This is a genomic window from Pseudomonas triticicola (assembly GCF_019145375.1).
In the GTDB taxonomy this organism is placed as follows: domain Bacteria; phylum Pseudomonadota; class Gammaproteobacteria; order Pseudomonadales; family Pseudomonadaceae; genus Aquipseudomonas; species Aquipseudomonas triticicola.
On record NZ_JAHSTX010000001.1, the window covers coordinates 3,127,723 to 3,153,365 of the forward strand.

Below are 25,643 nucleotides of genomic sequence, written 5' to 3' on the forward strand. Positions count from 1 at the left end.
GAGCCCCTCCTACCCGGATTACTTCTCGAAATCCTGATGCAGCCTCGCCAGTACATTGAAGATCGGCTCCCCGGCTTTGTGCGGGACATTCAATCGAGTGAATACCTTGTGCCAGTCGGCGAGCGCAGCGAGAGTCTGCTCGATGTATTCCTCGGCCTTGAGGTATTTGTAATCCTTGCAGATCTCCATGATTCGCTTGCGCGTAGGCGTGCCGGGAGTGCGGCCACCGAAGTCAGTGGTGTGCTCGCCCATGGCGTTTGCGAAGGTCAGGTCGTATGCCGGGGACAGCGTCCAGGTTTCTTTCTCGCCTTTTTTTTCAGGATTGTGGCAGAGAAAGGTAAAGTTCTTCGCATGGTCGTCATGGTTGTGAGACAGCGCATTGAAGATCATCAACCTGGCCATCTTTTCCACTTCGACGGAGCTCCTGGTCAACACCTGAGTGAGCTTGAGCAGGTTCGGGTAGTCGATGGATGACAATGCGCGGTAGTCCGCGTACATGAGCGCCGAGACGGTCATCATGTGAATCTTGCGCTCGCCGTCGCGGTCGAAGCGCTTGGTTGCGAAGAAACGCTCAACCTCGCCGCCAGGCATCTGCACATCCAGCAGATCCGATTCAGCCATGGTCACTCCGGCGGCACGAGCCATCTCGGCATAGGCGAGTTCGATGCCGCCGGTTTCAATCGGTTCGTACAATGCCCTGAACTTCACGATCCAATGTGCATAGCCCTCGGGCAGGGCATCGAAGGCCGAAACTGCGTGTTTTTTGTCGGCAGACAGCGCCACGATTGCCTTCGGTCGTGCGCCCCCCGGTGAGCCACCGGCCAGTCGCAATTTGGTAAGCACCGCAGGGGTCTCACCCTCTTGAACTTCGATTGAAGCTTCGTAGAGTTGGCAAATATCCAAAGGGCCTGTGAGCTCTGTTTTTTCCGCCTTCGGCTGATATTCAAACGCGCCCATACTGCGCTCGCCCATATAAGCAAGGCGATCAAGCGCAGTGAGGGTAAGGTGGGTGCCGTCACCGAAGGTGCTGTCGAAATATCGATCCATCAGCAGCATGCCCCAGCCGTCAGGCAGTGAATCGGCGAACGGTCCGTGTAGCCCTTCGAAGAGGCTGGTGTTCCTGGCCAACTGGGGCTTTTCGTCCCAAGCCATTGTCAGCGGCGAAAGATTGTAGCCAGTGGCAAGCCAACCCGGATCGTAAGCGAAGTAAATCCCCCGGCCCGCGACTCTGACCAGCTCACCAACCTTGGCGCCCTCTTTCAACACATTCAGCGCTTCTGTGTGTTTGAAAGGCTTGATCATCAGCGCATCCCTCTCTTGCGCCTGGCATTCTTCAGCTCATCCAGCGAGCTCGGTTGCTCTGGTTTGAACAGCTTGGTCACAGCGTTGAGTTCATCAAGCGCAGTGGCTATCAGGATCAAAGCCTCCAACGTCACGAGCCCGGTCGCTTCGAATCGCTTGATGGTGGATTCGGAAACCCCCGCCTTTTCTGCGAGCGTCTTGCGGGAAAGGTTTTTGGAGAGCCGCAGGATTTTGGCGTTTTCTCCGACATTTTTAGCGAGCTCAGCCGGCGAGTGAAGCAAATGCATGAATGACATGGCAAACCCTTCCAATTCTTAAGGATCTTAATAGAGCCATTGTAGCTATCTAACCTCCATTAAGGATCAGATATGACCATTTTTGAAAAATTTCACTAATTTGGTGGAGCAATAGAGATCTTCTGATTGCTGAAGGAGATGAATTGGAAATTCTCGCTCGGCGGGTGGGCGAGTATGAGGAGCAGCAATTCCCGATTCCCCCTTCCAAGCCCTTTCAAGAGGACAAACCTGGTATTGATCAGCGGTTTTGACGCTGCACTAGCTGAAAAAACGGTCGCAACGACCGGTTACTTTTCACTCGGAAATCAACGCCGGCTAACCCACCGGCACCACATTATCCAGCGCCCGATTCACCGCCAGCTCGCCCAGCATGACGACCTGGGCGATGCCGAGCAGGGTTTTGCGCTGGCTGCCGTCGAGCAAGGCGGAAAAGTCGCCGAGCATGACGCTGGCCGAGCCGAGGGATTCGCTGGCGTTGACCAATAGCGACTCGGTGTCGGTGCCTGGATTAACCATGAACATGCTGCTGGCCTGGTACGGCAGTGAGCTGGTATGCGGTGGGATGAGATAGTGGTCGAGGGCGCGTTCGGCGGCTTCGTGGAGTTTTTTCGAATCGAGGGACTCGTACGGAGAGACCGGATCGGTTTCCGGTGGATTTGGCGTTACCTTGAACATGGAATCTTCCTGTAGTGGTAACTGCAACCATCCCGCTGCTATACGAAAGGGTGGCAACTGTACGCAAGTTAGCAGACCGGTAGGAAGTCCAAAACCCGGCGCACCCGAAGGTGCCATGCGCACAGCCACCATCAAGTGCAGGCGATGCCTGACTGGAAGGTACATGTGCAACCGTTGGTCAATCCTGGCCGGGCTGCTAAACCCGATCACTGGAAATCAGTGACGCGAACCAAGTTACCGACCGCCCTCCATGCGCACAAGCCGGCGGATTCTGGCGTACCGGTAGGCAGCGGCGCAAGGATTTGTAGGCATCGGGACGCAACGTGATTCAACTTTAAACAGCCATAGCGCACCACGTGTAAAAGCCTGGAAAACAGAAGGAAATTTCCGACGAGCTCAGCGTGAACGAGTTGAAAGGATGCCAGAGGACGATGATGTTGGCGGTGCAGCGGTGATCGGGTTTTCAAGCGCCAGCGAGCCCCTCACCCTAACCCTCTCCCGAGGGAGAGGGGACCGATCGGGTTGTTCTTGCGAGTTACGCCGACCTGAAAAGAATGCGTCTAACTCAGGATATAAAAGCGAGACCGCTTAGAGACCGTTTCAGCGAGTCGCAACAATAAACAGCCGTGGAAACGGCAACAGCACCGAGCCGTCAGCCAATGCTGGATAAGCCTTTGCAACTTGCGCCAGATACTGCTGCAGATACTGCGCCCGCTCTTCCTCGGTCAACGGGCTCAGGAACGGAATCAACCCGCTGCCCTTGAACCACTCTACCACCCCCGCCGCACCATCCCGAAGTTGGTGATGATAGGTGGTGCGCCACACATCGACCCGCGCGCAGTGCGGCCGCAGCATTGAAAAATACTCACTGGCACTGGCCATGTCGGTACGCTGCCCGGCAGCGTCTGCCAGCTTGCTCGCCCACGGCCCATTGGCGGCGACTTCACGCATCAAGCGGTGGGACGGTTCATTGAGGTTGTCCGGCATCTGGATCGCCAGGCTGCCACCGTCTGAAAGCTTGCTCGCCAGGGCTGGCAGCAATGAAGCGTGATCAGGCACCCATTGCAACACCGCATTGGCGAAGATCACATCGAACGGCCCCTCGTCAGCCCATTTGTCGACCTCGGCCACCTGAAGCTGCACGTCAGGCAAGCGCTTGCGCGCGGCGGCAATCATGTCCGCCGAACTGTCGAGGCCGCTGACGCTCGCGTCGCGAAAACGCTGCACCAGCAACTCGGTGGAATTGCCCGGCCCGCAACCAATGTCCACCACCGCCCTCGCCTGCGTTGTGGGTATTGCCGCCAACAGATCACGGGCCGGGCGGGTGCGTTCATCTTCGAAAGCGACGTATTGCTTGGCAGACCAACTCATGGCGTTCTCCTGTCGGGGCATGGCTTGAAACCGGGAAGTGCAGCTGCGCATACCATACAGCGATAAGGCCGATGAGCTCGCCTCGCCTCTAGCGTGCGGCCGGGTTATTTGTAATTAGAATTTTCAGCACAACGCCGATGTCTGAATTTCAAGCTCCCAAAACAAGGACCTGCATCATGAAATTCGCAAAAATTGCCCAGAAACTTGCCCTGTGGGCCGGTAGCCCGAAGACATTCATGGGGGCGTTGATTCTGATCGGCTTGTGGGGATTGAGCGGGCCGATCTTTGGTTACAACGACACTTGGCAGCTGATCATCAATACGTCGACGACGATCATCACCTTCCTGATGGTGTTCCTGATTCAGAATACGCAGAACCGCGACACCGACATTCTGCATTTGAAACTCGATGAGTTATTGCGCGTGAACAAGGAGGCGCAGAACGCGATGCTCGGGCTGGAAGCGCTGGACTTGAAGCAGCTTGAAGCGCTGCGCCGGCATTACCGCGCGCTGGGTGAAAATCAAGTGTTCGATCTGGAAGGGCTTGGCGACAAGAGCAAGCCAAAGCAGGATTTGAATGAGTGCTGAGCAAGTAAACACACCCTGTGGGAGCGAGCCTGCTCGCGAAGACGGAGGGTCAGTCAAAACATCATTGGCTGACACACCGCTTTCGCAAGCAGGCTCGCTCCCACAAAGGAAGCATCGCATTTCAACTGAACGTTTCTCTCACACTGCAACAATACGGCGAAGTTAGCGACTGGCCTGCAACGCGCGGGCCTTCTCCAGATGACTTTGCAGTTTCGGCAAAGTCTCATCGGCGAACGCTTTGATTTCCGGCACGTCGGTGGTCTGTGCCTGTTGCTCGATCTGGGTGATGGCCTCTTCGGTCGCCTTGACCTGACTGGCAGCGTAAGCCTGATCGAAGGTCGCGCCATCCTTTACTTCTGGCATCAAGTCTTTGGCCTTGTCGGCGAGCTCTTCGCGAGGTGCGACCGGCAGGTCGAGCTTCTTGGCGATTTTCGCCAGGTGCTGGTTGGCTGTGGTGCGGTCGTTGATGACGACAATGGTGTAATCCTTGACCTCTTTGGATTCGGTCTTGCCGTGGGCCAGACGGCTGGCTTCGATGTCGGCCATGCCTTTGGCGGAGGCATCGTTGATGAATTCGGCAGGCGACTGGGCGAACGCAGTGCTGGCGCACAGGCCCAGCAAAGTCGCAAAACTGGCATTACGTAAACGGGTGGCCATCCGGCTCATGGTCGCGCCCTCCTTCGTTGAAAATTCAAGCGGGCCGTGATTCGCCCGCTGCTCAAAATGCTCGCGGCGAACAAGCGTCCGCCTCAGTTAGGAATGCTCTAACAGTCAAAGGTTTAGAAAAACCGGCCGAGGCGCGACGAACGGCGTGTGTATCAGCCCTTGTTCGGCATCAACCCCGGTAGCGCGTGCATCAACGCATTGATGGCAAAACCGATAAACATCACGCCGCATAAACGGGTGATGAGCAGTTCATGACGCTGATACACCGTGCGCACTCGCTGCGCGCCGACCACGCCGATGAGGATGGCGTAAGCCAGCGCGCCGCCGATGAAACTCAGGGCGATCAGCGCCGGCAGCATCGACCAGTTGAGCAGTTCGGCGCGGCTCGACAGCAGCGCCGTGAAGGTCGCCACCGCCACCGGGTAGGCCTTCGGATTGGTCAGGCCGAAGACGATGCCGTGCCAGAACGGCTGCCGCGCCGCGCCTTGCGCTTCGTCGCCATTGCGGCGCTGGGCACGCACCGCACGCCAGCCGAGCCAGAACAGGTACACCGCGCTGAGCACGCCGAGCACATCGAACGCGGTGCTGCCGATCTCCCGCGCACCGACAATTGCCACCAGCGCGGTACTGCACCAGATCACGTCGCCGAGCAGATGCCCACACAGAAACCCCGCCCCGGCCCGTCGCCCATGCGCAGCGCCAATGCCGAACACCGCCAGCACGCCCGGCCCGGGGGTGATCCCGTAGATGAAACCCGAAGCCAGAACGGCCAACAGCAATGATGGAGTCATGAGAAACCTGCAAGTGCCAGAACACGTGGCGCAGAGTCTATATCACCGCGATTGAAGCGGATCAGGACTCGTCGTAGAAACGCATGCCGGGGTACGGTTTCTGCCGACACGCAGCCAGCCGCGATTGCAAATCGCCGACATGGACTTCCAGCTTGTGCCCGTCGGGATCGAGGAAGTAGAACGACGCGCCTTCAATAGCCTCTCAGATTTGCGGGAACGAAATATTGCTGTCCGTCATAGCGCAACGTGGTCAGCACTGGTTTTTCGTGGGTGGTCTTCGACTCGCACGTGTCGGGTGAACCCTCACCGACCAGGCCAGTGGTGACTGAGCGGACAACGATATCGGCGTAACCATGGGAACTGGTTTTGCCCATCTCAAGCGTGCGCACCGTCTCCGCTCGCTCTCCGGCGCAATTGCCATCCCATTCTCCACTGAAGCTGTAGACGACCAAGCGATCCAGCACCGGGCGCAGTTTGTCGCCCTCTTTCACATAAAGCGAAAGCAACGTTTCATCCAGTGGATTGACGCGCGACGAGCCTTTGAAATGGGCACGGACGCCGAAGGCACGCAGGTCAGGCGTGAGTTTATAACGCGCGGTATCGAGTTCCAGACTGTCCAGTGCGATGGCATCGGAGAGAAATGCCGACGGCAGACGATAAGTAGCCAGCGGTTTGTGGCTGCCAGCCGTGATGACGGACAGATCCAGATCGTACGAGCCCACCGTGCCGTCATGGCCATAGACCGGATCGGGCACGAACGTCGATAACGCGGTAATCGTCAGCGGCGGATAAGCCGGCCAGTCCTTGCACAAAGAAAAGTCCGCTTCCCCACTGACCGCAGGCGGCGTGCAATCGGCCCACGTCTGCCCAGCCATCAACCACCCGCATAGCGCTGCAGCGCTGATCCATACGGACTTCATTGTCACTTCCCGCTCCTTGAAGATATTTCCAGGCGCGCACTATCCCTTTCTGCATCGGAGGATTCAACAGATCTGGCCAGCGAATCTTCTCATGTGTCTGAAGTCGGAATTCGCGAGCAGGCTCGCTCTCACAGGAAAGCCGCATTCCAAATGTGGGAGCGAGCCTGCTCGCGAAGGCGTCATCACAGACGCGCCAATCTCAGTACTTGTCCAGCGTACGCAACTTCTGCGGCAAGCCCCACAGCAGCAACGCTGCGGCGATCAGCGCGGCGATGCCGATGACGTACAGCGCCGGGGTGGTGCTGCCGGTGAGGTCCTTGATGCGTCCGACCATGACCGGGCTGACGATCCCGCCGAACTGCCCCAAGGTATTGATCACCGCGATCCCGCCTGCCGCGCCGGCACCGGCGCCTGCGAGCAACTTTGGTGGCAGGGTCCAGAAGCTCGGAATCGAAGCGATGATGCCGGCGCCAAGCAGGCCGAGCGCGACGATCAGGAAGGTCGTGTGGCTGGCGAAGATTCCTGCGCTGAAAAAACCGATCGCGCCGACGATCACCAGCCCGGCGACAAACTTGCGCCGCTCACCGGTGGCGTCTGACAAGCGCCCGATCACCACCATGCTGATCGCCCCGCAGATGTACGGAATGGCGGTCAGCAGACCGATCATCACCGGGCTTTCAGTGCCGGCGCTGCGGATCAATTGCGGTGCCCAGAAATTCAAACCGTAGGACGCGACCTGAATCAGGAAGTAGATCAAACCCAACGTCAGGAACCCGGGAATTTTCAGCGCCGCGAGCAATGAGCCGCCGCTCTTGTGTGGCTCGTGATGGGCGATGCGGCTGGAGAGCAACTTCTTCTCGTCAGCGGTGAGCCAGTGCGCATCCTCGATGCGGTCCTTGAGCTGCGTCAGCACCAGGAAACCGAGGGCGATGCACGGCACGCCACCGAGCAGGAACAACCAGTGCCAGCCGCGCATCTGCAACACGCCGTCGAGGTGTTGCAGCACCAGCCCGGAAAACGGCGCGCCAACCAGCCCGGCGAATGCCGAGGCGAGAAACAGCATCGAGGTGATGCGGCCACGGAAGTGCTGCGGAAACCACAGGGTCAGGTAATACAGCACGCCCGGGGCAAAGCCGGCTTCCATCGCGCCGATAACGAAGCGCAGCGCATAGAACTGCCATTCGCTGTTGACGAAGACCATCGCCGCCGTCGCCACGCCCCACGACATCATGATCCGCGCGATCCAGCGCCGCGCGCCGACCTTGTACAGCATCATGTTGCTCGGCACTTCGAACAGCACGTAACCGACCACGAACAGCCCGGCGCCCAAGCCATACGCGGTATCGCTCAGGCTCAAGTCGGTCTGCAACTGGAATTTGGCGAAGCTGATGTTGATGCGATCGAAAAAGGCGAACAGGTAGCAGACCATGATCAGCGGCATCAACCGCCAGGCGACTTTGCTGATCAAGGCTTTTTCGGCGTCGTGATCGACGGACGGATTCACGCCCGCCTCCATTACGTTGAGGCTCATAGATTTTCTCCAGGCGGACTGCCGATGGGCGTCCGATTGTTTTTGTTGTCTGGTGATGACGCTCACTGTGGAGCTTTTTTTGTGGGAGCGAGCCTGCTCGCGAAGGCGGTGTGTCATTCAGCATTGATATCGATTGATCCGACGCATTCGCGAGCAGGCTCGCTCCCACAAGGGTTTTGTATCTCCCACAAGGGTTTTGTGTATTCAGGTGGGCATCGGATGCAGATCGCAATTGCGCCCGGCCTTGGCCAGTTGGCCGGGGACATCGTGGCCCAGCAGCGCCGGCAAGCCGCGCGAAAGCTTCAGCAACAGCGGTAAATCGATCCCGGTGGGAATGCCGACTTCATTGCACAGGTTCACCAGGTCTTCGGTGCAGATGTTGCCCGACGCACCCGGCGCAAACGGACAGCCACCGAGGCCACCCAGCGCCGCATCGAAACGCCGCGCGCCGGCCTCGTAAGCGGCCAGCACATTGCACAGACCGAGGCCGCGGGTGTTGTGGAAATGCAGGGTCAGATCGGCCGGCGAAACCCGCTGCAAAACGCGCCGCACCAAGCGATCCACCTGACGCGGATTGGCCATGCCGGTGGTGTCGGCGAGGCTGATGCCGTGAATGCCGAGCTCTTGATAAGCGTCGACAATTTGCAGCACGCGATCCTCATCGATCCGGCCTTCGAACGGACAACCGAACGTGGTGGCGATGCTGCCGTTGAGGCGCACACCTGAGCCGCTGACAAACGCAACAATGTCAGCGAATGCCGCCAGCGACTCTTCGCAACGCATGCGCATATTGGCCAGGTTGTGGGTCTGGCTGGCGGACATCACCAGATTCAACTCATCGGCATTCGCCGCCAGTGCCCGTTGCGCACCTTTCAGATTGGGGATCAACGCCACGTAAATCACCCCTGGCTGACGCTGGATGCCCGTGAACACCTGCTCGCCGTCACGCAGGGCCGGAATGGCTTTGGGCGAAACGAACGAGCCGGCCTCGATGCGGCTGAATCCGGCCTGTGACAATTGATTGATCAGGGCGATCTTGTCAGCGGTTTCCACCCACGTCGGCTCGATCTGCAAACCGTCGCGGGGCGAGACTTCCTGGACGATCAGGGTTTGCGAATAGTCAGTGATCATTGCACGACTCCTTGGCCTTTCAGACGGTCGATGTCGAGTTCAGTCAGGCCGAGATTGGCGAGAATATCGTCGGTGTGCTGGCCCAGCTTCGGCCCCGACCAGTTCACCCCGCCGGGGGTCTCCGAGAGTTTGGGGACAATGCCGGGCATCTTCACCGTCGCGCCGCCGGGCAACTTGGCATCGAGCAGCATGTCCCGCGCCTGATAGTGCGGATCAGCGACGATGTCAGCCACCGAGTAGATGCGCCCGGCCGGCACTTCAGCGGCTTCGAGGGCGGCCAGTACCTCATCGATCGGCAGGCTGCTGGTCCAGTGGGTGATGGCCGCATCGAGCAAACCGCTCTGCGCCGCGCGGCCGTCGTTGTGGGCGAACTCTTCTGCCTCGGCCAGATCAGCACGGCCGATGGTGTGCATCAGACGCTTGTAGATCGGGTCGCTGTTGCCGGCAATCACCACATAAGCGCCGTCGGCGGTGAGGTAGGTATTGGAGGGCGCGATGCCCGGCAAGGCGCCGCCGCTGCGTTCGCGGACATGGCCGAGCATGTCGTATTCCGGCACCAGACTTTCCATGACGTTGAACACGCTTTCGGCCAGAGACACATCGACAACTTGCCCACCGCCCTGCCCGGTCTTGACCCGCAACAGCGACATCAGCGCGCCGATCACCGCGTGCAACGAGGCCAGCGAATCGCCGAGGCTGACGCCGACTCGCGCAGGTGGCGAATCGGGATTGCCGGTGGTGTAGCGGATGCCGCCCATGGCCTCGCCAATCGCACCGAAACCGGGACGGTCGCGGTAAGGGCCGGTCTGGCCGTAGCCGGAGATACGCACCAGGGTCAGGTTCGGATTCAAGGCATGCAGCACGTCCCAGCCCAGACCGAGTTTTTCCAGCGCACCGGGGCGCAGGTTTTCAATGATCACGTCGGCGTCGCCGGCCAGTTGCTTGACCAGTTCGATGCCTTCAGCGGATTTGAGATTGAGCGCCAGGGATTTCTTGTTGCGCGATTGCAGGTACCACCACAGCGAAGTGCCCTCGTGCAGCTTGCGCCATTTGCGCAGCGGGTCGCCCTGACCCATGGCTTCGATCTTGATCACCTCGGCGCCGAACTCGGCAAGCATGCGCGCGGCAAACGGCGCGGCGATCAGGGTGCCGATCTCGATCACTTTGATCGCACTCAAAGGGGCAGTCATCGCGGGTACCTCTTGTTCTTGGAATATGTCGCCAAGGCTAGAGGAACGAAGATCGGCGAATCCAGCCGTCTCTCGGCAATGGGCGTTCGCGAAATGCGAATGCTCCGCTGTGATTCGGTGGTGAATTCAGGGCCGCCTTCGCGAGCAGGCTCGCTCCCACAAGGTTCTGTAGTGGTTTCAGATTCTGTGTTCACAAGTTCAATGTGGGAGCGAGCCTGCTCGCGAAGAGGCCATCAGCCGCAATGAAGATCTACCGCCCACGCAAATGCTCAAACAACATCCGGCTCACCGGCGACAACCCCGCCTCATCGCGCACCACCACAATCAGCGCGCGATCCGCCCAGGCATCGGTCAGCGGCACCGCGCGCAAGCCCAGTGCCTGACCAAACAACTCATAGGCTCGCTGCGGCAGAATGCCGATGCCCATGTTCGCCTGGACCATCCGGCAGACCGCATCGAATCCCGGCACATGAATGCGGATGCGCAGGACTTTGCCGGCCTGCCGCGCCGCTGCATGGGTACGCATGTTGATCGAACTGGCTGCGTGCAAGCCGACGTAATCGCTGTCCAGAGTTTCATCGAAAGTCACCGATGCGCGCGTAGCCAACGGATGCTCCGGGAGCATCACCACCACCAGTTTGTCCTGACGGTACAACACGCTGTGCAGGCCTTTGGTGTCGCTGTCCTCAGAGCAGATGCCGAGGTCGGCGACGCCATCGAGCACGCCCTGAATCACCCCGGCGCTGGGCCGTTCTTCAAGGTCGGTCTTGACCTGCGGATGCCGCGCGGAGAAGTCGCGCAAATCTTCAGGCAAGAACTGAATGATCGCCGAAAGATTGGCCAGCATGCGCACGTAACCGCGCACACCGTGGCTGTGCTCGCCCAGTTCCAGGCCCATCTTTTCCACATTGAAGAGCATCTGCCGGGCGTGGTGCAGCAGGGTTTCACCGGCCGGCGTAAGGATCATGCCTTTGGCCTGACGCACGAACAAAGCGATGCCCAGCGCCTCCTCCAACTCCATCAGGCGCTTGCTGGCCGCCGACACCGCGATGGCCTCGCGCGCAGCCGCACGGGTCAACGTGCCTTCCTCGTGGACGGCGACGAACAGTTGCAGAGTGATCAGGTCGAGACGGCGGATCAGGCTTTTTTGCAGCATGGTGGGCTCGAAGGCAGGGTTCATCCGAGCCGGCAGGATAGCCCGGTTTTACCGCTGACTGCTCAGTTGCCCATGCTGGCGCGCTGTTTTGTGACAGGCGCGGTCAGCAAGCGAACCAGCTGCGCGCTGTCGTCCCTGCGACCCAACACCAGGATCGAAGAGCCTTGCAGGCAGGCATTGATGGCTGGCCATGAAATGTCCTTCGCGCCCTCGACATCAAACGAATCATCCACTGCGCCATCGACCAGAAAGCCTGCCGTCAACAAGCCTCGTGCGCTGCCCGAGGTCTGTCCGACCGCCACAATACGTTTGCCAGCGATGTCATCCAGCGCAAACCCTGCTTGCCAACCTCTCAGGTCGAGTTCATGCAACGTCGGGCTGAGGACAGGGTTGTTGAACGCGTCATCCATTTGGCCGGCGTAGGTAATACCACTGATCAACGCGTGTTGCAGTTTCGTGCCGTCCGTTGACTCGACCGCCGAACCGAGCAGAAGCAGGCGCTGCGCAGTTTGCACAACGATGTCGGTCACGTGGCTTTCGAGCGGCTTGCCATTACGCTGAAGGTTCAGTAGCAGTAGGCCCTTTTCGCCGAAGCCTTCTGCAACTTTCCCGTTGTGGTCGAACGCCATGACCAATCCCTGATTGGTTACTTCCGTTTTGCCATGCAGCAGGATCCTCCCATCGTCGAGCTGGATGATCCCGGACAGCGAAATGGCCACCCCTGGCAGCGACAGGGGCAGCCAACCGTTGCTGGCGAACGATAAATCGTCCGAGCCATCGAGATGGAATCGCGTCAGCAAGCCACTACCCTTTTGCGCGGTCACGAACAGCAGCCTGTCCGGCTGCGCAAGCTGCGGATCGGATTTGGCCAGCAGCAGTTGCCCATGGGTGGCACCGAACAGGGAAGGAATACGCATGGGCACAATCCGGTAGCCATTCCTGTTGCCGCCGAAATCAATGTCCGGCGAGCCATCGGGCAAAAACCGGGCGATGACTTGCTGGTATTCGATAACCTTTTTCTTGATGTTGCCAATCACTCCGCACATCCAGATCAGCCCGTCCGCCCCCACGATCAGCTGTCCGCCTTGCGAGATCAGATGTGTGCCAAATTGGCCCGTCAGATAGCCGGTTTTAACAAAATCGGTATCTGCATTTCCATCGGCATCCAGCCGCGCAAGGCCGTAGTACGAGCGGTCCTCCAGCTCAACGGTGGCACTGACCATGATCTGCCCTGACGGGGTCACCGCCACGCCTTCACCAATGGTTTCGCTCGCTCCGGGAAATTGGAGCCCTCGCAGACCAAAGAGCGCGTCCAGCTCCCCGGCCGACTGGGCGTCTGGCAGTGGTGCGGTAGATTCCGGCATGCTCGTATGCTCCTCAAGAGATCGACGTCGATCCCCTCGTAGCGAGCATTCGACCCGAAGCCGCCGCGCCGGACAACTGACATAAATGACAGTTTTTTAGAAGAAAACGAAATTATTTACCGCGTAAAAAAGACTGAATGACTGGTATTTCTTACAGGTTTGAATTCAGGCATGTCATGCCAATCTCAGCCATTCAAATCAGCCATGGACGAGAAGCATGATGAGCACTCGCGACGAGCAAATTTCACAATCTGCCCCGGCCCCGACCATCACCTACCCCAAGGAGGCCAGCACGACGGGACCTGCGACATTGTTGCTCGGCAGCGGCATACCCGATGCGCTTGTACAGGTCTGGAACCTTGAAAACACCCATTCGCTCGGTGCAGGGCTGGTCAGCGCAAAGGGACGATGGGCGTTCAGCATCAGCGGCGCCCAGGCTCCAGGCCAGCAGAATATTCGCGCCCGCCAGACCTATGCAGGCATCACGTCCGAATGGAGCGAAGAGCGCGGATATGAGGTGCGACTGCGGCCTGAGATCGACGTCCCGGTCGTTGTCGAACCGATTGAGGGCGCGCAGGTCGATACGCCTCTGATGTTTTCCGGAGATGTCACGCGAGCCGAGGGTTTCGTCAGTATTTTCGATCTGGACACTGGCCTGGAGATTGCCAAGGCAGCGGTCGGAAGCGACCGGAAATGGCAAACCCCGGCTGCACCCTCCCTGGCGGTCGGGCAGTACCGAATATCCGCTGTCCACAACATCGCCGGCCATGTTTCAGATTGGGGCCGTGTGCGAACATTTGCCGTGGTCGCAGAAGCAAGCGAAGGACTGTTCGACTTCGCTCGCCTACGCGCCTTCATTCAAAACGCATTGCGGAAAATTTCCTCGATCTGGCGCTGATCTGCCGCCCGTGGATTGGTCAGTCCGCACGCATCCTTCAAAGCATTGGTGGCGAGCACCGGGATGTCGCTGAGTTTCGCGCCCAGCTCACGCAGTCCGCCGGGAATCTCCACGTCTTTGGCAAGGTTGCGAATGGCATTGATCGCCGCTTGCGCGCCTTCTTCGGCGCTGAAACCGCGAATATCCGCGCCCATGGCGTGGGCGACATCCCTGAGTCGGTCAGCGCAGACCAGCGCATTGAAGCTCTGCACATGCGGCAACAGCACGGCATTGCACACGCCGTGGGGCAAGTCGTAGTAGCCGCCCAGCTGATGCGCCATGGCGTGGACAAATCCGAGCGAGGCGTTGTTGAACGCCATGCCGGCGAGGAACTGCGCGTAAGCCATGTTCTCCCGCGCCGCCAGGTCGCTGCCGTCGCGCACGGCCAGACGCAGGTTGCTGCTGATCAGGCTCATCGCTTTAAGCGCGCAAGCATCGGTGATCGGGTTGGCGGCAGTAGAGACGTAGGCTTCGATGGCGTGGGTCAGCGCGTCCATGCCGGTGGCGGCGGTGAGGCCTTTGGGCATCGCGACCATCAGTTCCGGATCGTTGACTGACAGCAGGGGCGTGACGTTGCGGTCGACGATGGCCATTTTCACGTGGCGCGATTCGTCGGTGATGATGCAGAAACGGGTCATTTCGCTGGCAGTGCCGGCGGTGGTGTTGATAGCGACCAGAGGCAATTGCGGCTTGCTCGAGCGGTCGACGCCTTCGTAATCGCCAATCTGCCCGCCATTGGTTGCGCACAGGGCGATGCCCTTGGCGCAATCGTGTGGCGAGCCGCCACCCAGCGACACGACGAAATCGCAACGGCTTTCCTTCAACAGCCCCAGACCCGATTCGACATTGGCCGTGGTCGGGTTCGGTCTGGCGCCATCGAAGATCACCGAATCGATGTCCTGCATCGCCAGTTTCTCGGCGATCATTGCGGCCACGCCCGCCTTGGCCAGCCCGGCGTCGGTGACAATCAGCGCCTTGCGAAAACCATAATTGCGAATCGCGACCATGGCTTCGTCGAGGCAGCCGCTGCCCATGATGTTGACCGCTGGAATGAAGAAGGTGCTGCTCATCGTGTGTCTCCTGACTGAAGCCGGATCGACTGCCTCGATTCGGCGGGTGCACACAGGATCGACCGATCGGTCACAAGCAATGTTGATCTGGCTCAATGTCCGCTCGTGATAAAGTCGCCGTCCATCTGCCCTTTGTTTTGAGACCGCCCACGCAATGACCGATTTTCTCGATGTCGACGCCACCCTCGAAGACTGGAATGCCTTGCGCGCCGCGAACGATTTCCAGGGTTTGCTGGTGGGCAATGGCGCCAGCCGCGCGGTGTGGGATGACTTCGGCTATGACTCGCTGTTCGAGAACGCCCGTACGGTCGAAGAGAAACCGCTGAGCCCATCGGAACTGGCGGTGTTCGACGCGCTGCAAACCCGCAGCTTCGAACAAGTGCTGGGCGCCCTGAAAACCACCAGCCGGGTCAACAAGGCGCTGGCGGTCAGTTCGGCGGCGCCGCGCAATCGCTATTACGCAATCAAGGAAGCGCTGATCAACACCGTGCACGCGGTGCACATCCCGTGGCGGCTGGTGCAGCCTTCGACACTGACGGTGCTCAATGCTGAACTGGCGCGCTATCGCACGGTGTTCACCACCAACTACGACCTGCTCAATTACTGGGCGCTGCAGCACCCGGGCGAGGCCATCGACGACCTGTTCAACGGCGCAGACAGGAGTTTCGATCTGAGCCAGAGCGCCACCGACAAACCGCGTCTGCTTTACCTGCACGGTGGTCTGCATCTGGTGCGCAATCAGGACGGCACCGCGCGCAAACTGACCTCGACCGAAGGCACCCTGCTCGGCAGTTTCGCCATCAACAACACGATCAAGACGCTGGACGACGTGCCGCTGTTCGTCACCGAAGGGCCGAGCGCCGACAAGCTCAAGACCATCCGCAGCTCGGATTATCTGTCGTTCTGCTACGAGCAGTTACTGGCCCATGGCGACAGCCTGTGCATCTTCGGCCATGCGCTGGGCGAGCAGGATGCGCATCTGGTGCGGGCGTTGCGCCTGGCCAGACCGAAGTGCGTGGCGATCTCGATTTACCCGCGCAGTGCCGCGTTCATCCAGCATCAGAAGCGTCACTTCGCCAAGGTGTTTGAAGGTACCGGAGTTGAGTTGCGGTTTTTTGATGCCAAGAGCCATGCCCTGGGCGATCCGCAGTTGTCGGTACCGGTCGAGGTTTGATATTGGCCGGGCTGACGCCTTCGCGAGCAGGCTCGCTCCCACAATGGAATGCGGTCACCTGTGGGAGCGAGCCTGCTCGCGAAGACGGCCTGTCAGCCAATACAAAAGGTGACTGGAACACCGCTTTCGCGAGCAGGCTCGCTCCCACAGGTTGATGTCGGATTTCAGAGGACAGGCAGGGTCTTGTCCTTGATGGTTTTCGTCGGGCCGTTGGCCTTGACGCTGGCGATGCCCTTGTCACACGCGCCATCCGATGAGTACGACTCGCTGCTGCCGATGACCTGGTGATTGGCCGCCTTGAGGTTGAAGTACGGGTGGCCGTCCTTGGTCGATTTTTTCTCGTAACGCTCGTCATGCGGGCTGTTGGCCTGCACCGAGGCGATGCCGCCGTCGGCGCCGGCGCGGGTGCTGTAGAGCTCGCTGGTCAGAATCGTTTCGGCGTTCGCTGCTTTCAACACGAACCTGAATTGGCCGTTGCTGCTTTTGCTCACTTCGTACCATCCGGACATGTCTGTTTCTCCTGGGGGCGATTGAGAGATTTCGCGCTTCAGAGTAAAGACCAGCAGCCGCGGTCTGTCGCCTGCCTCGACTACAAGGTGATTTTCGTACCGAGCAGACCGAGGAAACCGGCCAGCCATTGCGGATGCGCCGGCCACGCCGGAGCGCTGGCCAGATTGCCCTGAACATGGCCATCGGTGACCGGAATGTCGATGTAGGTGCCGCCCGCCAGACGTACTTCCGGGGCGCAGGCCGGATACGCGCTGCACTCACGCCCCTCGAGCACACCCGCCGCCGCGAGCAGTTGCGCGCCATGGCAGACCGCTGCGATGGGCTTGCCGGCGTTGTCGAACGCGCGCACCAGTTCGAGGACTTTGTCGTTCAGCCGCAGGTATTCCGGCGCACGACCGCCGGGGATCAGCAGCGCGTCGTAATCGGCTTCGCTGGCCTTGGCGAAGTCGAAATTGAGTGCGAACAAGTGACCGGGTTTTTCGCTGTAAGTCTGATCACCTTCAAAATCATGAATCGCAGTGCGCACGGTGCTGCCGGCGGGCTTGTCCGGGCACACGGCGTGGACCGTGTGGCCGACCATCTGCAGGGCCTGGAACGGCACCATCACTTCGTAATCTTCGACGTAATCGCCGACCAGCATCAGAATCTTTTTCGCGGCCATGGGAATACTCCTCGGGGAAAGGTCTGGGGAGTATTCAAGGTAGACCCAAATTGAGCTGCAAGCTGCAAGCTGCAAGCTGCAAGCTGCAAGCTGCAAGCTGCAAGAAAAAGCAGGATCACCCAAATCAGGCACACCAGCGTCATGCTTCAACTTGCAGCTTGCCGCTTGAAGCTTGCAGCTGCCTGTTAAGGCATATAGCCGTCAGCGCGCAGCAGTGTTTCCAGGCAGTGTTCGCTGATGTGGTAGAACGCCTTGAGCTCTGCGATCTTCGCCAACAACTGCGTCGGATCGACCGGTTCGGCGCGTTTCACCGCGAGAATCATCTTGTTCTTGTTGGTGTGTTCCAGCGAGATGAACTCGAACACCTTGGTATCGTAACCACAGGCTTCGAGGAACAGTGCACGCAAGCTGTCGGTGACCATTTCCGCTTGTTGGCCGAGGTGCAAGCCGTATTGCAGCATCGGCTTGAGCAGCGCCGGGCTCTGGATCTGCAGGCGGATCTGTTTATGACAGCAGGGCGAGCACATGATGATCGACGCGCCCGAGCGGATGCCGGTGTGAATCGCGTAATCAGTGGCGATGTCGCACGCATGCAGGGCGATCATCACGTCCAGCTCACTTGGCGCCACTGTGCGCACGTCACCGCACTTGAATACCAGCCCCGGATGCTCGAGCTTGGCCGCTGCGGCGTTGCACAGGTTGACCATTTCTTCGCGCAGCTCGACGCCGGTGACTTCGCCCTCGGCCTTCAGCGTATTGCGCAGGTAGTCGTGAATGGCGAACGTCAGGTAGCCCTTGCCCGAACCGAAATCGGCGACCCGCACCGGTTTGTCCAGCGCCAGCGGCGACGAGGTCAGGGCATGGCTGAACACTTCGATGAACTTGTTGATCTGCTTCCACTTGCGCGACATCGCCGGGATCAGCTCGTGTTGCGCATTGGTCACGCCCAGATCCTTGAGGAACGGGCGGCTCAGTTCAAGGAAACGGTTTTTCTCGCGGTTGTGCTCGGCGGACGGCGCTTCACGCAATTGCTGGGGCTTGCTCTTGAACAGCGAACTCTTGCCCTTTTTGCTGTATTCCAGCTGCGCTTCGTCGCTCAGCGCCAATAAATGCGCATTTTTGAACGAGGTCGGCAGCAGCCCGCCGATCAGCGTCACGCCCTCGTCAAGCGGCAGGTTCTTGGTGATGTCGCGGGTCTTGTAGCGATAAACGAATGACAGGCACGGCTGCGCCTTGACCGTCACCGGTTTGATGATGACCCGTTGCAGATCCGCCTCATCACCGACGTATTTGGCCAATACCAGTTTGATGAAACCGCTGTCGTCGAGGCTGGTTTGCAGCAGCTCGATGAACTGGTCGTGGTGATCGGCGGCCGGTTTGGCGGACGGCGCGGAAGAAGCGGAAACGGACATGGACAAGCGGCCTCGGACGGGCGGAATCAGGAATGGCGGGTATTTTAGGGGGGATGGGGGTTGGGGACACCCTCTTATTTACCCAACGGTTCAGAAGCCCCTCACCCCAGCCCTCTCCCGGCGGGAGAGGGGGCCGATCGCGCTGTTCTCCAGAACTACGCCGACCTGAAAAAACGAGCCGAACTCAGGTTCTCAATCCATAGTCGACTCGGACGTTCAGGTCGGTGTCGAGCAAAGGACACCTCGGTCGGCTCCCTCTCCCTCCGGGAGAGGGCTGGGGTGAGGGTCTGGGGCTCAAGTGAAAAGCCATATCAGCCCAACACCACCAACCGATTCGGCAACTCGTTCCTGACCTGCGTCACCGGCACATGCACCTTCAACAACTCGCCACACGCCTCCACGCACGTGACAAACCCTTCCAGCGTGCGCCCCTGCCTGACCTGCTCGGTAAACGTTGCAACAATGGCATCCCAGTTGCTGTTATCCAGCCGTTTGGAGATCCCCTCATCCACCAGAATCTCCACATAGCGCTCAGCCTCGCAGACAAAAATCAGCACGCCGGTGCTGCCCACGGTGTGGTGCAGGTTCTGTTCGAGAAACTGCCGCCGCGCCAGGTTGGAGGCGCGCCAGTGGCGCACGCGGCGCGGCACCAGATGAGTGGTGATTTTCGGCAGACGAAACAGCAGGCACAGGACGATGAACATGCCCCATTGCACCAGCAGCAGGCTGCGCAGGGTCAGCCAGCCCGTGAGGTAGTGGACGATGCCCGGCAACACCAGCGCCAGCAGACTGGCCCAGAGCAGCGGGATGTACGCGTAATCGTCGGCGCGGGCAGCGAGCACCGTGACCAGTTCGGCGTCGGTGTCGCGTTCGACCCGGGCGATGGCCTCGGCGACTTTGCGTTGTTCGTGTTCAGTCAGTAGTGCCATGTCGAAAAGTGCCTGCTCATTATTCTTTTGATCTCACCAGCCGCCGGACGAACCGCCGCCGCCGAAACTGCCCCCGCCACCGCTGAAGCCGCCACCGCCGCCGAATCCGCCGCCTCCGCCAAAGCCGCCCCCTCCTCCGGAGCCGCCCCGGCCGGCAGGCAGGATACCGAGCATCTGGCAGACAAACACCGTCAGGATGAACAACATCACCAGAAACATGAACAGCGCCGGGTGCCGCGAGATGAAATCATCCGCCGGGTCGCCGCTGGATTCGTACACGGTGGACGGCTCATCGAGCGGATTGCCACCGAGCACCACCAACATCGCCGCAACGCCATCGCTGATGCCTTTGCTGAAGTTGCCGGCCTTGAATGCCGGCGTGATGACCTGATGAATGATCACCGACGACTGCGCATCGGTCAGGCGATCCTCCAGGCCATAGCCGACTTCGATGCGCAGTTTGCGCTCGTCACGGGCGACGATCAGCAAGGCGCCGTTGTTCTTGTCCTTCTGGCCGATGCCCCAGTGCCGACCCAGTTGGACGCCGAAATCCTCGATGGTGGTGCCCTGCAGATCCGGCAGCGTGACCACCACCAATTGCTCGCCGGTGGCCTGCTCGTGCGCCTGCAATTGCTGGCTCAGTTGCGCGCGAATCGATGGCTCGAGCATCTGCGCCTGATCGACCACGCGCCCGCTCAGCGGCGGAAACGTCAATTCGGCCCGGGCGCTGACGGCGAACAGCCACAGCATCAGCACCAGGCCCAGTTTCAACACACGCATGGGCAACCTCGAATCAGAATTTCACTTCCGGGGCCTTCTCCGCGCCGGGCGTGGTGGCTTCGAAGGTTTCGCGCATCGGCAGATCGCTGTACATCACGCTGTGCCACAGGCGACCGGGGAAGGTGCGGATCTCGGTGTTGTATTTCTGCACCGCCAGGATGAAATCGCGGCGCGCCACGGCGATACGGTTTTCCGTGCCTTCGAGTTGCGATTGCAGGGCGAGGAAGTTCTGGTTGGCCTTCAGATCCGGGTAGCGCTCGGAGACCACCATCAAACGGCTCAATGCGCCGGTCAGTTGATCCTGTGCCTGCTGGAACTGCTTGAGTTTCTCGGGGTTGTCGAGGGTGCTGGCATCGACCTGAATCGAGGTGGCCTTGGCTCGCGCTTCAATCACTGCGGTCAGGGTTTCCTGTTCGTGGGCCGCGTAGCCCTTCACGGTTTCCACCAGATTGGGAATCAGGTCGGCACGGCGCTGGTACTGGTTCTGCACCTGGCCCCAGGCGGCTTTGGCCTGTTCGTCGAGTGTCGGGATATTGTTGATGCCGCACGCGGTCAACAGCGTGGCGAACACCAGCAACGTGGCGATCTGTAGCCGTGAACGGGAGGTTGAGCTGATATTCATTGCAGTGATGCTCCATGACACATTTGATTTAAAAACCGAGCGCTGGGCATTCCCGGCCAGCGGTTGGGGCATAATCGGCGCCGCCACTGGCATGCGACGGGTTAATCGGCTAAAAAGTGCCCTTCGCGTTCACATTGCCGCTGTCGGCCGCGGTTTCCCGGCTCAGGATTTTGCGCCGGTATCCGAACAACAATAGTCGCTCCCTACATTTTGGCTGGCCGGTGTTGCATCACCGTTTGGGCTCTAGAGAAAAAATTCATGAAGAAGCTGTGTTTGCTGGGTCTGTTCGTCAGCCTGGCCAGTCATCAGGTACTGGCCGCCACGACCCCGGTACCGTTGGAAAACAAGGACGCTTTCATCAGCAACCTGATGAAACAAATGACTCTCGACGAGAAGATCGGCCAGTTGCGCCTGATCAGCATCGGCCCGGAAATGCCCCGCGAGCTGATCCGCAAGGAAATTGCCGGCGGCAACATCGGCGGCACGTTCAACTCGATCACCCGCGCGGAAAACCGTCCGATGCAGGACGCGGCCATGCGCAGTCGCCTGAAGATTCCGATGTTTTTCGCGTACGACGTGATCCACGGTCACCGTACGATTTTCCCGATTCCGCTGGCCCTCGCGTCGAGCTGGGACATGGACGCCATCGGCCAGTCCGGTCGCGTTGCGGCTAAAGAAGCCGCCGCCGACAGCCTCGACATCACCTTCGCGCCGATGGTGGATATCTCCCGCGATCCGCGCTGGGGCCGCAGTTCCGAAGGTTTCGGCGAAGACACCTACCTGACCTCGCGCATCGCCAAAGTCATGGTCAAGGCCTATCAGGGCGAGACCCCGAGCGCCGCCGACAGCATCATGGCCAGCGTCAAGCACTTCGCCCTGTACGGCGCGGTCGAAGGCGGTCGCGACTACAACACCGTCGACATGAGCCCGGTGAAGATGTACCAGGATTATCTGCCGCCCTACCGCGCCGCGATCGATGCCGGCGCTGGCGGTGTAATGGTGGCGTTGAACTCGATCAACGGCATTCCGGCCACGGCCAACACCTGGCTGATGAATGATCTGCTGCGCAAGGACTGGGGCTTCAAAGGCCTGGCGGTCAGCGATCACGGCGCGATTTTCGAACTGATCAAGCACGGTGTCGCTCGCGACGGTCGCGAAGCGGCGAAGCTGGCGATCAAGGCCGGCATCGACATGAGCATGAACGACACCCTCTACGGCAAAGAACTGCCGGGGTTGCTCAAGTCTGGTGAGATCGAACAGAAAGACATCGACAACGCTGTGCGCGAAGTGCTCGCGGCCAAGTACGACATGGGCCTGTTCAAGGACCCGTACCTGCGCATCGGCAAGGCCGAGGATGATCCGGTCGACACCTACGCCGAGAGCCGCCTGCATCGCGCCGAGGCCCGCGAAGTCGCGCGTCGCAGTCTGGTGCTGCTGAAGAACCAGAACGAAACCCTGCCGCTGAAGAAAGACGCGAAAATCGCGCTGGTCGGTCCATTGGCGAAAGCGCCGATCGACATGATGGGCAGCTGGGCCGCCGCCGGGCGCCCGGCGCAATCGGTCACTTTGTTCGATGGCATGAATTCCGTGATCGGCGACAAGGCCAACCTGATCTACGCCCGTGGCGCCAACATCACGGGCGACAAGAAGGTCCTCGACTACCTGAACTTCCTCAACTTCGATGCCCCGGAAGTGGTCGATGACCCGCGCCCGGCCAACGTGCTGATCGATGAGGCGGTGAAAGCGGCGAAGGATGCTGACGTGATCGTCGCGGCAGTCGGCGAGTCCCGTGGCATGTCCCACGAATCCTCGAGCCGCACTGACCTGAACATCCCGCAAACCCAGCGCGAATTGATCCGCGCGCTGAAAGCCACTGGCAAGCCGTTGGTGCTGGTGTTGATGAACGGCCGTCCGCTGACGATTCTCGAAGAAAACCAGTCGGCCGATGCGATTCTGGAAACCTGGTTCAGCGGCACCGAGGGCGGCAACGCCATCGCCGACGTGCTGTTCGGCGACTACAACCCGTCGGGCAAACTGCCGGTGACGTTCCCGCGCTCCGTGGGCCAGATCCCTACCTACTACAACCATCTGAGCATCGGCCGGCCGTTCACTCCGGGCAAACCGGGCAACTACACCTCGCAGTATTTCGATGACACTACCGGCCCGCTGTTTCCGTTCGGTTACGGCCTGAGCTACACCACCTTCGCCCTGAGCGATATGGCGCTGTCATCGACCACCCTGAACGCCAGCGGCAAGCTCGACGCCAGCGTCATGGTCAAGAACACCGGCAAACGTGACGGCGAAACCGTGGTGCAGTTGTACATCCAGGACGTCACCGGTTCGATGATCCGCCCGGTGAAAGAACTGAAGAACTTCCAGAAGATCATGCTCAAGGCCGGCGAACAGAAAGTCGTGCACTTCACCATCGCCGAGGAAGACCTGAAGTTCTACAACGCCCAGCTCAAATACGCAGCCGAGCCCGGCAAGTTCAATGTGCAGATCGGCCTGGATTCGCAGGCGGTGACGCAGCAGAGCTTTGAATTGCTGTAACAGCAGCAACACTGCAAAACACTGTGGGAGCGAGCCTGCTCGCGAAAGCGATCATTCAGACAAAAAATTGCTGAATGACACACCGCTTTCGCGAGCAGGCTCGCTCCCACATTGGATTCAGGGTATTCAAAATCGTGGTTATCCGCGTCTATCGAGAATATTCACCACCAACCGATCCACCCAGCCCCACACCCGCTGCTTGACCCGCCGCCACAACGGTCGGCGCTGCCATTCCTCCAGGCTCACCAGCTGACTCAAGCCGAAGTCCTTCACAAAGCTCGCCTCCACCGCTGCCGTCAACGCCGGGTCCAGCGCCTCCAGATTCGCCTCCAGATTGAAACGCAGATTCCAGTGATCGAAGTTGCACGAACCGATGCTTACCCATTCGTCCACCAGTACCATTTTCAGGTGCAGGAAGCACGGCTGGTACTCGAAGATCTGCACCCCGGCCTTGAGCAGGCGCGGGTAGTAGCGATGCCCGGCGTAGCGCACTGACGGGTGATCGGTGCGCGGCCCGGTCAGCAACAGCCGCACATCAACACCGCGCGACGCAGCCTTGCGCAGGGAGCGGCGGATTTTCCAGGTCGGCAGAAAGTACGGCGTGGCCATCCAGATGCGTTTTTGCCCGCTGTTCAGCGCGCGAAACAGCGATTGCAGAATGTCGCGGTGCTGGCGGGCGTCAGCGTAGGCTACGCGGCCCATGCCTTCGCCCTTGTCCGGCACGCGCGGCAAACGTGGCAAACCGAAATGCGCGGCCGGGCGCCAGGCGCGGCGGTAACGGTTGGCGATCCACTGCCGATCGAAGAGCAATTGCCAATCGATCACCAACGGGCCGCTGATCTCGACCATCACTTCGTGCCACTCGCTGACATCATGGCCCGGCGTCCAGAATTCATCGGTCACGCCGGTGCCGCCGACCACGGCCAGGCATTGGTCGACCAGCAGCAATTTGCGGTGGTCACGATAGAAATTGCCGACCCAGCGCCGCCAGCTCAGGCGATTGTAGAAACGCAGCTCGACCCCGGCCTGAGTCAGGCGCTGGCGCAGATGCAGCGTAAACGCGAGGCTGCCGTAATCATCGAACAGGCAACGCACGCGCACGCCGCGTTCGGCCGCCGCGACCAGTGCCTGGACGATGGCTTCGGCGCAGGCGCCGGCCTCGACCAGGTACAGCTCCAGTTCGATCTGCTCTGTAGCTCCAGCGATGTGCTCGAGCATGCGCGGAAAGAACTGCGGGCCGTCGATCAACAGTTCGAAACGGTTGCCGTCACGCCAGGGGAACACCGCACCGCGCATGTCAGCGCGCCGTGAAAATCAGCACCGCACCCACCGGCACCGACAGACTGATGGCCGACAGATCGGCGAGTTTGCGCAGGTTTTCCAGGCCCGGCGCCAGATCGAAATCCTCGGCGTTGATCACCAGCGGCTCCAGTGTCACCACCTGAAAGCGCCGATCATCCAGACGCGTGGCGAGCAACTCGGCCGAGTATTCGTGCTGCTTGCCGTGCAGGCTGACGGTCAGCGGCAGGCGCAACTCCAGCTGCGCGCCGGGGGCCAGATCGTTGATCGGGCGCAGGTCGATCTGGGTGGTGATGGTGGCTGCAGGGAATTGCTCGATCTGGAACAGCTCCTTGCGCATGCGCTCATCGCGCAGCGGAATGCCGCTGTTGATCGATTCGAGCTCGACTTCGACCTCGGCGCGACCGTTGGGGTCGACCTTGCCGTGCAGCACCAGAAAGCGCTGCACTTCCGACACGCTGGCATTTTTGGTGCTGACGAACGACAGCCGCGACGACTCGCCGTCCAGGTACCAATTGGCCTGGGCCGGCAGCGCAGCGGCGGTCAACAGCAGACTGGCGAAGGTTGTATAGAGGGAGCGGTTGAACATTGAACACTCGTGGGGGCGATAAACCTGCACGAACCTTAACCGCCCGCCAAGTTATTGCAAGCCCTGTGGGAGCGAGCCTGCTCGCGAATGCAATGCTCGCCGCACAGCATGTATTGCGGCTTGCGACGAT

General features: G+C 60.1%; 25 protein-coding genes and 1 pseudogene. 4 read left to right on the forward strand and 22 right to left on the reverse strand.

Translation table 11 applies throughout. From position 1 onward, the window contains the following. Positions 1–18: 18 nt before the first annotated feature. From KVG85_RS13935 to tam, 4 genes are all read right to left on the reverse strand, one after another. Positions 19–1,302: a type II toxin-antitoxin system HipA family toxin gene (locus tag KVG85_RS13935; RefSeq protein WP_217864148.1), complete on the reverse strand. Its 1,284-nt coding sequence runs from the start codon at positions 1,300–1,302 to the stop codon at positions 19–21. Beyond that, positions 1,302–1,598: a helix-turn-helix domain-containing protein gene (locus tag KVG85_RS13940; RefSeq protein WP_217864149.1), complete on the reverse strand. Its 297-nt coding sequence runs from the start codon at positions 1,596–1,598 to the stop codon at positions 1,302–1,304. Before KVG85_RS13940 ends, KVG85_RS13935 begins: the two co-directional genes overlap by 1 nt. 315 nt (positions 1,599–1,913) lie before the next feature. Beyond that, positions 1,914–2,273: a DUF6124 family protein gene (locus KVG85_RS13945; protein WP_217864150.1), complete on the reverse strand. Its 360-nt coding sequence runs from the start codon at positions 2,271–2,273 to the stop codon at positions 1,914–1,916. Between the two features lie 600 nt (positions 2,274–2,873). Beyond that, positions 2,874–3,644 (reverse strand): trans-aconitate 2-methyltransferase, encoded by a 771-nt coding sequence (tam, locus tag KVG85_RS13950; RefSeq protein ID WP_217864151.1) that lies wholly within the window; start codon positions 3,642–3,644, stop codon positions 2,874–2,876. Positions 3,645–3,820: 176 nt separating this feature from the next. Here tam and KVG85_RS13955 point away from each other — a divergent pair, with 176 nt between their 5' ends. Then, positions 3,821–4,231, forward strand: a complete 411-nt coding sequence (locus KVG85_RS13955; protein WP_016771301.1) for a low affinity iron permease family protein — start codon at positions 3,821–3,823, stop codon at positions 4,229–4,231. 162 nt (positions 4,232–4,393) lie between these two features. Here the strand turns inward: KVG85_RS13955 and KVG85_RS13960 are convergent, their stop codons facing one another. From KVG85_RS13960 to KVG85_RS14000, 9 genes and pseudogenes are all read right to left on the reverse strand, one after another. Continuing rightward, positions 4,394–4,897 (reverse strand): DUF4142 domain-containing protein, encoded by a 504-nt coding sequence (locus tag KVG85_RS13960; protein ID WP_217864152.1) that lies wholly within the window; start codon positions 4,895–4,897, stop codon positions 4,394–4,396. Positions 4,898–5,049: 152 nt separating this feature from the next. Further along, the gene (locus KVG85_RS13965) at positions 5,050–5,688 is read right to left on the reverse strand and encodes a LysE family translocator (RefSeq protein WP_217864153.1); all 639 of its coding nucleotides are present in this window, start codon (positions 5,686–5,688) and stop codon (positions 5,050–5,052) included. Positions 5,689–5,749: 61 nt separating this feature from the next. Next, a pseudogene (locus tag KVG85_RS13970) lies at positions 5,750–5,881 on the reverse strand (glutathione transferase); the annotation flags it as partial. Then, positions 5,880–6,614: a PA3715 family protein gene (locus KVG85_RS13975; RefSeq protein WP_217864154.1), complete on the reverse strand. Its 735-nt coding sequence runs from the start codon at positions 6,612–6,614 to the stop codon at positions 5,880–5,882. The pseudogene KVG85_RS13970 and the gene KVG85_RS13975, both read right to left, overlap by 2 nt. A gap of 193 nt (positions 6,615–6,807) precedes the next feature. Beyond that, complete coding sequence (locus KVG85_RS13980; RefSeq protein WP_217864155.1) at positions 6,808–8,139, reverse strand: MFS transporter; 1,332 nt, start codon at positions 8,137–8,139, stop codon at positions 6,808–6,810. Positions 8,140–8,343: 204 nt separating this feature from the next. Next, positions 8,344–9,270, reverse strand: coding sequence for a hydroxymethylglutaryl-CoA lyase (locus KVG85_RS13985; protein WP_217864156.1), 927 nt, complete (start codon positions 9,268–9,270; stop codon positions 8,344–8,346). Beyond that, positions 9,267–10,460, reverse strand: a complete 1,194-nt coding sequence (locus KVG85_RS13990) for a CaiB/BaiF CoA transferase family protein (protein ID WP_217864157.1) — start codon at positions 10,458–10,460, stop codon at positions 9,267–9,269. Before KVG85_RS13990 ends, KVG85_RS13985 begins: the two co-directional genes overlap by 4 nt. Positions 10,461–10,710: 250 nt before the next feature. Continuing rightward, positions 10,711–11,616 (reverse strand): LysR family transcriptional regulator, encoded by a 906-nt coding sequence (locus tag KVG85_RS13995; protein ID WP_217864158.1) that lies wholly within the window; start codon positions 11,614–11,616, stop codon positions 10,711–10,713. A 62-nt stretch (positions 11,617–11,678) separates the two neighbouring features. After that, positions 11,679–12,980, reverse strand: a complete 1,302-nt coding sequence (locus KVG85_RS14000) for an NHL repeat-containing protein (RefSeq protein ID WP_217864159.1) — start codon at positions 12,978–12,980, stop codon at positions 11,679–11,681. A gap of 217 nt (positions 12,981–13,197) precedes the next feature. On the opposite strand from KVG85_RS14000, the gene KVG85_RS14005 reads away from it, so the two are divergent. Beyond that, on the forward strand, positions 13,198–13,878 hold the full coding sequence (locus tag KVG85_RS14005) for a hypothetical protein (protein ID WP_217864160.1): 681 nt from the start codon (positions 13,198–13,200) through the stop codon (positions 13,876–13,878). On the opposite strand, the gene yiaY is transcribed toward KVG85_RS14005, so the two are convergent. Continuing rightward, the gene (gene yiaY, locus KVG85_RS14010; RefSeq protein ID WP_217864161.1) at positions 13,839–14,987 is read right to left on the reverse strand and encodes an L-threonine dehydrogenase; all 1,149 of its coding nucleotides are present in this window, start codon (positions 14,985–14,987) and stop codon (positions 13,839–13,841) included. The genes KVG85_RS14005 and yiaY overlap by 40 nt on opposite strands. A gap of 154 nt (positions 14,988–15,141) precedes the next feature. Between yiaY and KVG85_RS14015 the strand changes: the two genes are divergently transcribed. Continuing rightward, positions 15,142–16,161: a DUF4917 family protein gene (locus tag KVG85_RS14015; protein WP_217864162.1), complete on the forward strand. Its 1,020-nt coding sequence runs from the start codon at positions 15,142–15,144 to the stop codon at positions 16,159–16,161. 164 nt (positions 16,162–16,325) lie between these two features. On the opposite strand, the gene KVG85_RS14020 is transcribed toward KVG85_RS14015, so the two are convergent. From KVG85_RS14020 to KVG85_RS14045, 6 genes are all read right to left on the reverse strand, one after another. Then, positions 16,326–16,670 carry a YegP family protein gene (locus KVG85_RS14020; protein WP_133335170.1) on the reverse strand — a complete coding sequence of 115 codons (345 nt, stop codon included), beginning with the start codon at positions 16,668–16,670 and terminating at the stop codon, positions 16,326–16,328. A gap of 80 nt (positions 16,671–16,750) precedes the next feature. Then, positions 16,751–17,332 (reverse strand): DJ-1/PfpI family protein, encoded by a 582-nt coding sequence (locus KVG85_RS14025; protein ID WP_217864163.1) that lies wholly within the window; start codon positions 17,330–17,332, stop codon positions 16,751–16,753. Between the two features lie 185 nt (positions 17,333–17,517). Next, a complete protein-coding gene (locus tag KVG85_RS14030) occupies positions 17,518–18,744 on the reverse strand; it encodes a class I SAM-dependent methyltransferase (RefSeq protein WP_217864164.1) in 1,227 nt (408 codons plus the stop codon). A gap of 311 nt (positions 18,745–19,055) precedes the next feature. Further along, positions 19,056–19,673, reverse strand: coding sequence for a TPM domain-containing protein (locus tag KVG85_RS14035; protein WP_217864165.1), 618 nt, complete (start codon positions 19,671–19,673; stop codon positions 19,056–19,058). Between the two features lie 33 nt (positions 19,674–19,706). Next, positions 19,707–20,453, reverse strand: a complete 747-nt coding sequence (locus KVG85_RS14040; protein WP_217864166.1) for a TPM domain-containing protein — start codon at positions 20,451–20,453, stop codon at positions 19,707–19,709. 13 nt (positions 20,454–20,466) lie between these two features. Further along, positions 20,467–21,075, reverse strand: coding sequence for a LemA family protein (locus KVG85_RS14045; protein ID WP_024011957.1), 609 nt, complete (start codon positions 21,073–21,075; stop codon positions 20,467–20,469). 258 nt (positions 21,076–21,333) lie between these two features. Here KVG85_RS14045 and bglX point away from each other — a divergent pair, with 258 nt between their 5' ends. Beyond that, complete coding sequence (bglX, locus tag KVG85_RS14050) at positions 21,334–23,625, forward strand: beta-glucosidase BglX (protein ID WP_217864167.1); 2,292 nt, start codon at positions 21,334–21,336, stop codon at positions 23,623–23,625. Positions 23,626–23,763: 138 nt separating this feature from the next. Here the strand turns inward: bglX and KVG85_RS14055 are convergent, their stop codons facing one another. Together KVG85_RS14055 and KVG85_RS14060 are read right to left on the reverse strand one after the other, a co-directional pair. Next, positions 23,764–24,921: a phospholipase D-like domain-containing protein gene (locus KVG85_RS14055; protein WP_217864168.1), complete on the reverse strand. Its 1,158-nt coding sequence runs from the start codon at positions 24,919–24,921 to the stop codon at positions 23,764–23,766. Position 24,922: 1 nt separating this feature from the next. Next, on the reverse strand, positions 24,923–25,513 hold the full coding sequence (locus tag KVG85_RS14060) for a YceI family protein (RefSeq protein WP_217864169.1): 591 nt from the start codon (positions 25,511–25,513) through the stop codon (positions 24,923–24,925). Positions 25,514–25,643: the final 130 nt, after the last annotated feature.